Annotated in this window: 7 protein-coding genes; 6 read left to right on the top strand and 1 reads right to left on the bottom strand. The window is 72.1% G+C overall.

Annotated features, from left to right (window positions below; translation table 11 throughout):
- The first annotated feature begins 256 nt into the window (after positions 1 to 256).
- The 6 genes from AB1460_RS05615 (at position 257) to AB1460_RS05640 (ending at position 9,590) form a co-directional block, all read left to right on the top strand.
- Complete coding sequence (locus AB1460_RS05615) at positions 257 to 3,493, top strand: hypothetical protein (protein WP_368959526.1); 3,237 nt, start codon at positions 257 to 259, stop codon at positions 3,491 to 3,493.
- Positions 3,490 to 3,927 carry a DUF6112 family protein gene (locus AB1460_RS05620; RefSeq protein ID WP_368959527.1) on the top strand — a complete coding sequence of 146 codons (438 nt, stop codon included), beginning with the start codon at positions 3,490 to 3,492 and terminating at the stop codon, positions 3,925 to 3,927. Before AB1460_RS05615 ends, AB1460_RS05620 begins: the two co-directional genes overlap by 4 nt.
- Positions 3,928 to 3,999: 72 nt before the next feature.
- Positions 4,000 to 4,773: a hypothetical protein gene (locus tag AB1460_RS05625; RefSeq protein WP_368959528.1), complete on the top strand. Its 774-nt coding sequence runs from the start codon at positions 4,000 to 4,002 to the stop codon at positions 4,771 to 4,773.
- Between the two features lie 182 nt (positions 4,774 to 4,955).
- A complete protein-coding gene (locus AB1460_RS05630; RefSeq protein WP_420497200.1) occupies positions 4,956 to 6,179 on the top strand; it encodes a hypothetical protein in 1,224 nt (407 codons plus the stop codon).
- Positions 6,180 to 6,186: 7 nt separating this feature from the next.
- On the top strand, positions 6,187 to 7,689 hold the full coding sequence (locus AB1460_RS05635; RefSeq protein WP_368959531.1) for an SCO6880 family protein: 1,503 nt from the start codon (positions 6,187 to 6,189) through the stop codon (positions 7,687 to 7,689).
- On the top strand, positions 7,686 to 9,590 hold the full coding sequence (locus AB1460_RS05640) for a conjugal transfer protein TraC (protein ID WP_368959532.1): 1,905 nt from the start codon (positions 7,686 to 7,688) through the stop codon (positions 9,588 to 9,590). Before AB1460_RS05635 ends, AB1460_RS05640 begins: the two co-directional genes overlap by 4 nt.
- Positions 9,591 to 9,658: 68 nt before the next feature.
- On the opposite strand, the gene AB1460_RS05645 is transcribed toward AB1460_RS05640, so the two are convergent.
- The gene (locus AB1460_RS05645; protein WP_368959533.1) at positions 9,659 to 10,450 is read right to left on the bottom strand and encodes a nuclease-related domain-containing protein; all 792 of its coding nucleotides are present in this window, start codon (positions 10,448 to 10,450) and stop codon (positions 9,659 to 9,661) included.
- Positions 10,451 to 10,722 lie beyond the last annotated feature (272 nt).

Raw genomic sequence — 10,722 nt, forward strand, 5'->3', positions numbered from 1 at the left:
ACTGGCGCTTGTCATACTTGAATGGCTCGTGTTACATCGATCCGACCGCAGCCGAGAGTAAGTAACAGTAAGTAACTGTAACTGGCACCAATTGGCCAGCAGAGTGGCCGACCGAGCCCATCAGCCCGGCTCCTGACCGAGACCCACCGATCAACCCGGACCAGGCAAGACAACCCGACCAGGCAAGACAACCCGGACCAAGCGATACGGCCCAGACCAAGCAACCAGCCCAGACCTGCCAGGAGGGCGACGGCGCGTGAGCGATGTGCCACAGGCACCGTACGGTGAGGAAGGGGACGCGCGGCCCGTTTCACTGATTGGCGCGCGAATCCCTGCATCCACGCCGTTCGCGGCCGAGCTCCCGGCTCGCGACGGCGAGAGCGAGGACCGCACCGGCGCACGGGCGGCCCGCCGCCGACACCGCAGGCGCGGCGACGAGGACGAGGCCACCGCCACCGGCGGTGGTGACGGACCATGGCAGGACCAGGCGTTCCACCTCGAGGATGCGGCACCGGACGAGCCCGGCCCCACAGGCCGGTCCGGCATGTCGGGGTCAGGCCGGACCGGCATGTTCCGTGACGCCCGTGACGAGCCGCGCGGCCAGGCCCAGCGCCGCGGCCGCCGGCTGCCCCGCACCCCACCGAGCGCCGGCCGTAACGGCACACCGGCCGCCCCCGGCGATTCCGCCCGCGGCGAGGCCGGCCGCGGCGAGGCCGGCCGCGGCGGGCGCACCGCAGCACCGCGTGCGCCCCGCCCCGAACCGCCTGTCGCCGGGGAGCCACCGCGCCGCGTCGACGTCGCCCGCGTCCCCGCCCCGGTACCCCCCGGCCGGTTCGCCGCGTCGTCACCGCTGCCACGGGTCACAGCCGCCAACCCGGCATCGGACGTCCCGGAGGACGAGCTGGCGGAGCGGAATCCGCCGCGCCGCCCGGCGCTACGGCGCGCGGCGACACCCCGCGCCGTCCCGCCGCCGACCCCCATGGGCCGCAAGGACCCGAGCTTCCCGCCCGCCACGGCGGGCTCCGTGGCCGCGCCTGCCGCACCTTCGGCGCCGTCGACCCCCACCGGCCCGGGCACGGCGGCTCCCGCCGGCCGCACCGGTCCGGGCGTTCCGGGTGGTGCCGGCCGAGGTGGTTCGGGTGCCGCGGGCGGAAGGGGCACCTCCGGTCGTTCCGGTCTGTCTCGTTCCGGTTCGTCGGGGGGCGCGCGGCCCTCGAGCAGCGACCCGCAGGAACCACCGTCCCGCCGGGGTGGCGGGACGAGCGCGCCCCCACCGGGCCGCCGACCCACCTCGGCCGGGCCGCGCCGTCCCGGCCGCCCGTCCGCCCTCGCGCCGAGGACTCCCGCCACCGGCCCGCAGCCGGCGGTTCCCCCGCCCGCTGCCACGCCCGCCACGCCGCCGCTCGCGGCTCCCCAGCCACCTGGCGCCACGCTGCCGCCCGCCGCGTCGCAGCCGCCTCCTGCCCCCCAGCCAATCGCTGGCCCGCAGTCGCCGGCCGTCTTCGGAGCGGGCTCGGCGTCGCCCTCCGGCTGGAACGACCCGTCCGGGGGCGGCTATGAGCATCCGAGCCAGCCCGGTGGCGGGCCGGAGCAGGTCTACCCACCAGACGCCGTGCTGCCCGACCAGGCACCCGCGCCCACGGGCGAACCGGCCCCCGCAGCCGGCGCCGTCCCAGCGGGCGAGACGGCCTGGCCGGCAGGGCAGGCCTGGCCGACCGATCCCGCGTGGCCGACGGATCCGGCCTGGCCCGGCGATACCGCGTGGTCCGGCGCTCCTGCGGAGGCCGCGCCCGCGGAGGCCGCGCCCGAAACGACCCCGGCGGCCGGCCCGGCCTGGGACCGGGCCGATGCGTGGCACGAGGCACCGGCACCGGCACCGGCCGAGATCGTGGAGGCGCTCCCGCCCGACCTGAGTGCCCAGCCGGCCGCGGACGACCAGTACGGCACGCCTGGCCAGCACAGCTGGGACGAGGTTGCGCCGTCGGCGGCCCCGGTGCCGCGGCTGGCTGCTCCGACCAGGGTGCCCGCCGTACCCGAGTCGCCTGCGGCCACGGAGAGCGACGAGGTGCCCGCCTCTACCGAGGTGGTCCCCGTCGGGCGCCGCCGCGTCCCGGCTCTCACCGCCGGAGACGAGGTACCGGCCGCGCTGCTGCGGCCGTCCACCCGCCGGCAGTGGCCCGGGCAGGAGAGCTGGGCCAGTGGGGACGGGCCCGAGCCGTGGGAGGAGATCCCGCTCCGGACCACTCTCTCGGACCGGGCGTCCAGCATCCTGCCCGGCTCGTGGCGGATCGTCGTGACCTCGCTGTTTCCCTATTCGGGTACCACCACGCTGACCGGGGTTGTCGGCCTCACCCTGGCGGGGGTGCGCGGTGAGCCGGTGCTCGGCATCGACCTCCACCCTGGAACGGAGACCCCCGGGTTCGTGCCTCCGACCTCGGCCGACAGTGTCGAGATCGACGAGTCACGCGGTGACAACCTGGTCAGCCGGGTCGGCAGCCAGGGGCTGGCCACGGTCGCCGACATCGCCCGCCTGCGTGGCTCCGGCGCAGGTGTTCCCTCCGAGGAGACGCGGGCGCTGATCGGCGCGCGCCGCGCGGGCAGCGTCTACGACCTGGACGTCCTGCCGGTCGACCGCCCTGCCGAGAACAGCACCGAAGGCACCGGCGCCGACGACCGGTCCCCGGTGCCGGTAGACGAACCGGTCACCCCGGCCATGCTGCACGCCGTCCTCGGCGGTCTGGCTCACGCCTACCCGCTGGTCCTCATGGACGCGCCCGCGGCCGCTCCGCTGACCCCCACCGCGCTCCGCTCCGCCGACGCGGTGATCCTGGTGACGCTGGCGACCGCGTCCGACCTGGAAACAACCCTCGCGGACCTGACCGACCCGGAGGGCGCACTCGCCGGTGTCGGCGTGCGGGCCCGTGAGCCGGCCGGCCGCGGGCATCTCGAGCCAGGAGCACCTGACGACGGGACAGCGGATCCGGCGCCTTCCGGGCCCGTCGTGATCGCGGCGGTGGTGTCGCCGCGGCGGGGCCGGCCCTCGCCCCGCGCTCGGAACGCCACCGCGCGGCTGGCCCGTCATGTCGACGGCATTGTGCGGGTCCCTTACGACCCTCGCCTCGACCCCAGCCGTGGCACCCCGGTACGGATTCCCCGGCTGCGGCTGGCAACCCGGCGTGCCTACCTGCGGCTCGCCGCCGAAACGGTGGACGCCCTCGCGGCCGTCGCCGACTCCGAAGGCGACGTGCGGGAGACCGAAGCGCAGGTCAGAGCACAGGCAGAGCCAACACCGGCGGTGGCTCGACCGACCGTCCGGCCACCCGCCGAACTAGCAACACCCAACACCTCGACGCTGCCACACACTGCCGATGCTGATCACGGTCAGGTGCCGGGCGTATCATTTGGCGACCTGCGGCCCGGAAGCCCACCCGCGCGGGTGTCCGAGCCGGATCGTCCGGGCGACCCGTCGCCCGCAGGGAGGGAACCACGATGATCGTCGATGCTGCAGCCGCTTCGGCAGCGGTCATTCTTGCCGTGGAAGTCGACCCGGACGACTCCAAGGCGCCTGGCATCAATGCCCTGAAAGACCTGGTCAACGGTCTGGCAGCCTACGCGGTCGTCGCAGCCGTGGCCGCCGTCCTGTTGGGCGGTATCGCCTGGGCGCTCGGTGAGCGGATGGGGCTCGACCGCGCTTCGGCGGCAGGTAAGAGCGGCGTCCTCGCCGGGTTCGGCCTCGCCTTCCTGGTCGGCGCCGCCGCAGCGTTCGTCAACTTCTTCCTGGCCACCGGCGCCTCCGCTTCCAACGACTCCGATGATGCGAACAGCATGCGCCCGCCGGCCGTGGTCCAGACGTTCACCCCAGCGCCCGCTGATGACATCGTCGATGACCCCGACGTGGTCCATGAGCTTCCGTCCAGCGACTTCTAGCCGGTTCCGGAGGTATCTGGCCTCCGACATTGCGATGATGACCCTGCCGGCAACGGAGGGGAGTGGGCGTTGGTGAGCCTGACGGAGTGGGCATTCGGGCGCCTGATCATCGTCATCGTCGCGACAGCCGCGGTGACCGCGATCGGGGCCGGTGGGATCGGTTACGTTGCCGGGCGGCATTCATCGGACAGCGGACCCAGGACTCCGGCCGATTCCGAACCTGTCCCCGAACAGTCCGCCGAGGCCGCTCCCGAGACACCGGCCGTGGCGGTTTCGCCCACCAGTGAGGTCCCCGTGGCAGCCAGCGACGGCCCGGTGGGTGGGCCCACCCGGGTCAACGAGTTCGGGGTGCCCGTCGGCTACCCCCACACCGAAGCCGGCGCGATAAGCGCCTGCGGTAATTACATTGCAGTAACAAGCGTGGCGAGAAATCGCGAGCAGTCTCGATCTCGGGACGTGATTATGTCAATCTCGGACGAGGCTACCGCGGCTAGACTGTCGAAACTGCTTACCGATATCGATTCAGAGACAGCACGCAATTTCGGAGTTCCCTCAATTCTCGCCCCACAGTTTTTGATGAATCACCGCGTATTCGGCTATCGAATCAGCGACCACAGAGAGAACGAGAGTCGGATCGAAGTTCTCTCAGCTATTGGCGCCGGCCTAGCCGAAGGTCCCCCGAATTTGCGCCCGTCTATGCACTGGGGAACCGACGTCTGTACGATTGCTTGGGATGGCTCAGACTGGAAACTTCGTGACGTTTCGGGAGGGGGAGAAGGACACGCCATGACGGAGCGGAGCTCGGAGTCCTTCGAACGCTTCGCTCTTGCAGGGGTGACATCATGACAAGTGCTCCAGCGACAGAGATTCTCGCCGTTCCAAACCCCCTTTCAGGCATCGGTGATGCCATCTCCGGGATTGCCGGTGGGGCTGCGGAAGATTTTCTGGACTCGGTCGGCAAGGCGTTCTGTAACATGGCGGCCGATCTTTCGGCATCCGTTTTCAGCTTTGCGGCACAGAAGACCGCTGTGGATCTCAATGCCCAGTATGTCGTCGACAACTACAACATCGTCTTCGGCGTCTCGATCCTGATCGTGACCGGTCTCTTCCTCTGTTCGTGCACCGTGGCCGCCCTGCGGGGCGATCCGCATGTGTTCGTGCGGGCCCTGGTCTCGACCGGTACGGCGGTCCTCGGGTCGTTCATCGCCCTGACGCTGCTGCAGATGATCCTCGCCGCCTCGGATGGCATGGCCGAGGCCTTCGGCAACGACAAGGAACTGGGGGCGGACCTCGTCGCCCAGCTGAGAGCATTGCCCGAACAGGGTAATTTCGCCCTCGACCTCGTGCTGTCGCTCCTGGTCGCCATCTTCTCCTTCACCCTCTTCGTGGTGCTGTACATCCGGAAAGTCGCGATCATCGTGGTGGCGGTGTTCATCCCGCTGTATCTGGCGGGTCAGCCGACCATGACGACCAGCACCTGGATCAAGCGCGCGGCGGAGATGCTGGTCGCCCTGATCTTCGCGAAGCCGGTCATCTACGCGATTTTTGCCCTGGGTGCGGGCATCGCCCAGGACCCGTCCGGCTCCACGGTTGACCAGACGCTGAGCATTCTCAGTGGTGTCGTTGTGATGATCGCGGCGGTCTTCTCACCGTTCATGCTCATGCACCTGCTGGGCTTCGCCGATGTTCAGCTGATGCGCGCGGTCGGATCGGCGGGCCGCCGGAGCGCGGCGTCGTTCGGGCATGGCGCGGGCGCACTGCTCGGCTCGACCTCGCGGGACACGTTCCGCGGAATCGGTTCGCGGCTGCAGACCAGGAACCGGGGAATGCTCGGCGATGCCGGCGTGGTCGGGGGCTCGGCGGTCCCCGCCGCACGGCCCGCTGTGCGGCCGGGCCGTGGCGGGAACGCCCCGGCCGGACTGCCCGCGCGCGCCGGAACCGCCGGCGCGGTGCGTGCCAGGGCCAACCGTTCGGGCACGCCGGGTTCGGCTGCGGCCCGCGGTGGGCGTGAGGCGCCGGCGACGGCCGGTGTGCGGGCTGCCCGCAGCACGGTCGGTGCTGCCGCCGGGGCACCCCGGTCCGTCCCGGCGAAGGCCGTCACCACCCGCGGGAGTGGCGGCGTGACCCGGGTCGGCGGGGCTGGTTCGGGTGGCGGGCGGACGTCCGGAGGCAGTGGCCCGGTGGCGAGGCCGCCGGTGACGCCGCAGGCCACGCCGCGGGTCACCCCGCCGGCGCGTACCGGCGGCGGGTGAGCCGATCGTGATCGCCGAACGCAGCTATCGCTTCGGGCCCCTGGAGCGGGGCGGGGTTCTCCTCGGCATGCGCTGGCCGCAGCTCGCCCTGCTGATCGGCGTGATGCTGTCGATCCTGGGCGCGCTGCGCTCGCCGCTGATCTTCGTGCCGCTGTGGCTGCTGCTGGCAGCGGGGTTCGTCTTCGTCGCGTTCGTCCGGGTGGAGGATCGTAACCTCGACCAGTGGGTGCCGATCGTGTTCGGCTTCACGATGCAGAAGGTGACGGGCGAGACGGTGTTCCGCGGAGGCTTCTTCCGGCTCGGGCCGACCGAGGACCGGATGACCAGGACGGTCCTGCCGGGGCCGCTGTCGAGCCTGGTCATCCTGTCGTTCCCGGTGGGCGGCGGCCGGTACGTGGCTGTGGTCAAGGATGTGAAGAAGCAGACCTACACGGCCGTCCTGCAGGTGAAGGGCAGCCAGTTCGCGCTGCTGGAGTCCGGCGACCAGCAGGCCCGGGTGGATGCCTGGGGCGAGCTGCTGGCCGGGCTGACCGGCGGCGGCGGCAAGCTGTCGCGCATCCAGTGGCTGGAGCGGACGCTGCCGGACTCCGGCGACCAGCTGCAGCGCCACTGGCGGGTGCGGGGCCATCACGACGACTCCTGGGCCGCGGAGGCCTACGAGCAGGTGATCGACGCGGCGGGGCCGGTCGCGCAGCGGCATGAGACCTACCTGTCCTTCCAGCTGCGGGCCAAGGACGCCCGCCGGGCCATCCAGCGTGCGGGTGGTGGGGACGAGGCTGCGTGCGCCGTGCTCCTCAGCGAGCTGCGGACGATGGAGGCGGCGCTGGCGCGCGCCACGATCAACACGGTGGGGTGGCTGCCGCCGCGGGCGCTCGCCGCGGTGATCCGCACGACCTACGACCCGTACTCGACCGAGATGATCGACGCTCGCGGCGGCGCGAGCACCGACCTCGCCGGTGGGCTCAAGGGGCTGCCGTCCGGCATCAACCCGGCGATCGCCGGCCCGGTCCGGGCGGTCAACGCCTGGGACCACTACCGCACCGACTCCGGCTTCCACACCACCTACTGGATCAACGGCTGGCCGCGTGTTCCGTCCCCGGCGGCGTTCCTGGCACCGCTGCTGATGGAGACGACCTGCCGGCGTACCGTTTCCCTGGTGGTGGAGCCGCTGCCGGGCCGCAAGGCGGAGAAGGCGGTGAACCGGCGGCGCATGGCGCATCTCGGTGAGCAGCAGATGCGGGACAAGGTGGGCAAGGTGACGACCCAGCGGGACGTCGCCGAGGCGGACGAGGTCGAGCGGCGCGAGCAGGAACTGATCGCCGGCTTCGGTGCCTTCCGCTTCCACGGCTTCGTCACCGTCTCCGCGGACGATCTGGAATCCCTCGCCGACGCCTGTGGCGAGGCCGAGACGCTGGCGTCGCGCAGCCGGCTGGAGATGGTCCGTCTCGTCGGCGAGCAGGACCAGGGCTTCAGTGTCGGCGCGCTGCCGCTCGCGGTGGGGGTTTCGTGACGCCCGCTGACTCCGACGACGCCGGCTACGAGACCGGCCGCCAGACCGGTTTCGACCCGGGCTACGAGACTGGCTACGACCCCGGCTACGGCTACGACGCCAGCAACGAGGCCGAGCCGGGCTGGCAGGCCAGCGGCTTTGCCGACCTGGGCGGCAGCCAGCAGAGCCGCCGGCGGCGGGCGAAGGCACAGGCAGCCCACAGCCGCCGGTCACGGCGTGCGGAGCGCGCGGCGGCGAACGCGGAGAAGATCGCCATGCGCCGGGCGCAGGCAGCACTGCGGCGCGGCGTCCAGCCACCGAAGCTGCTCGGCCCGTACGCCGGCCGGAACTACCACAAGCTCCGCCTGCCGGCCCACATGGAGACCACGGCGCAGATCGCCGGGATCTACCCCTTCGTCGTCGATTCCGGGCTCGACGCGCCCGGCATGTACATCGGGCGGCACGTGTGGTCGGGCAACTCGTTCGACTTCGACGTCTTCGAGCTCTACCGCCAGCAGGTCATCGAGAACCCGAACTTCGCGGTGTTCGGCGCCGTCGGCTCACGCAAGTCGGCGCTGCTCAAGACACTGATCTCCCGCGGGTCGGCGTTCGGCTACCAGGCCGCGGTCCCCTGTGACCCGAAGGGCGAGTACACCCGGCTCGCCCGCCGGCTCGGCTGCGAGCCGACCTACATCGGTCCCGGCCTCTCCACCCGGCTCAACCCGCTGGACGCCCCCCCGCGCCCGCGGGGCATCGCGGACGCCGACTGGGCACGCGAGGTGAAGCGGGCCCGCTCGGCGCTGCTGTCGTCGCTGATCGAGACGGCGAAGGGGGTCCCGCTCACCCCGGCCGAGCACACCGCCGTCGACCTGGCGCTCGACGTCGTCACCCGGCAGATCACCGGGGCCGCGCCCGACCGCTGGGCCACCCCGCTGCTCCCCCACGTGCTCGAGGCGATGACCGACCCGACGGAGGAGGACTGCGCGGCGCTGCCGATGACCGCCACCGAGCTGCGGGACGCCTCCCGCGACGCGACGCTGACGCTGCGGCGGCTCACCCACGGTGCCCTCGGTGGTCTCTTCGACGGTCCGACGACGTCCCCGCTGGACTTCGACCGGCCGATCGCCGTGCTGAACCTGGAGCGGGTCCAGGGCAGCGACGAGATGATCGCACTGATCATGACCTGCGCGCAGGCCTGGATGGAAGCCGCCCTGATGCGCCAGGACGGTGTGCAGCGCTACGTCGTCTACGACGAGTGCTGGCGGCTGATGCGCTTCGCCGGGCTCGTCCGACGCCTCTCCGCCCAGCAGAAGCTGGCGCGGCAGTGGGGCTGTGCGAACGCGATCGTCGCGCACCGCATCTCCGACCTGCTCTCCGCGTCCCCCGACTCGGTGGAGATCGCCAAGGGCCTGCTCGCCGAGACGGCGATCCGCATCCTGTACAAGCAGGCGTCCGACCAGATCGCCGACACGCAGGAGGCGCTGGGCCTCACCGACGTCGCGGCCGACCTGCTCCCGCGGCTGGACCCGGGCTACGCCCTCTGGCTGATCCAGCACCGCGCCTTCTACGTCGAGCACGTCGTGGGCGACCTGGAGATCCCGGTGGTGCTCAACGGGTCCAAGATGCACGGCGAGGTGGACGACACCAACCTCGTGCCGGACGACCTCGACCCCAGCGAGCTCGACCCGCCGGAGCTCGTCCCCACCCTGTGGCAGGACGGGGACGACCACGGTCACGACCCCGCCGAGGAGGACGAGGAGAACCTCGTCGCCGGCCCGCGCTGGTCCGCTCCGCCGCTGGTGCGGGAGGGGCTTCACCACATCCAGGTGGGGGACCCGCACGTCCCCGGTGAAGCGACGCCCCCGCCGACCTACCACGGGATGGGCCAGCCGCCCGCGGGCGGCTCCGGCGCACACCACTGACCCGCCTGCGTGCGGGGCCCCGCACAGCCGGCGGGCCGGCGGCGGGTGAGCGGCGGATCAGGGCGGGATCAGCGGCGGAGCATGCCGCGGAGCCGTGAGCGGGTCGGCCAGGCCGGCGGCGGCCCGGCCACCTCGTAGCCCGGCAGGACCCTCTCGGCGACGTCCACCAGCAGCGCGACGTCGATCGGGCGCAGGACCACACCGGCCGACAGGATGTAGTCCGCGATCCCGGCCAGCGGAAGCAGCAGCACCCCGTCCACCAGCGCGAGCCCGTTCGGGACGTCCGTGCGGGCGAAGGCCACGACCGGCTGGGCCTCGAGCTGCCACCCGGCGGGCAGTTCGGTCACGAGCTGGCTGGTGGCTTCCTCGCCCATCCAGGTGACGAGGCCGAGCATGGCGCGCAGCGGCACCTTGCCCGCCCACACCCCGGCGGCGTTCTGCCGCAGCGGGCCGCGGTGGGCGTCGGTCTCGATCACCCAGGCGCCGGACGGGCCGATCACCAGGTGGTCGATGTTGCCGGCGGAGTCGGCGAGCTGCCGGTCGTGCAGCACGGTGTAACCGGCCCGGCCGAGCCGGTCCAGCGAGCGGGCGGTGCGGCGCTCCGCCTCGGCGTCCACCCGCCAGGCCTCGATCTCCGGCGGAACCCGGTAGTACCGGACGGCGACCACGCCGAGCACGGCGAGAGCCGCGAGCACCGCGCCCTGTGCCACCCGCCCGGCGGACAGGCCGGCCGCACCGCAGAGGAACCCGACCAGCACGCTCGCGCCGACGGCAGCGGCCGCCGCGGTGGCAGCGACCCGCCGCGACCTGTCACCGCGCTCGGCGGCGTACAGCTGCCGGCGGCGCTGGTACTCGGCCATGGCCGACCTGCCTGCCGACCTGTTGGCCGACACGCGATCGTGAGTGTCCGCGGTCACCACCTCCTGTCAGCTCGGTGCCGTCGCCGTGCTTCGGCGGACCGCAGGGGGGTACCAGCGAGTCTGCCCCGATCCGGTCACCGGGCGCTACCAGCAATCTCCATCATCAGGGTCACACTTCCATCCAATTCGCAGTCACAACAGCCCGGAAGCGTGGAACATCCGGGAGAGCCACCGAAGACCCACAGCTCCCTGTCGGGAAGTGGCGGCCATCG

The organism is Parafrankia sp. FMc2, from assembly GCF_041008525.1.
Lineage (GTDB): Bacteria > Actinomycetota > Actinomycetes > Frankiales > Frankiaceae > Parafrankia.

Bases quoted from the DNA above. Each gene is read 5' to 3' on its own strand.
- AB1460_RS05645 (WP_368959533.1), bottom strand. From the start codon at position 10,450: ATGGCCGAGTACCAGCGCCGCCGGCAGCTGTACGCCGCCGAGCGCGGT.
- AB1460_RS05620 (WP_368959527.1), top strand. From the start codon at position 3,490: ATGATCGTCGATGCTGCAGCCGCTTCGGCAGCGGTCATTCTTGCCGTG.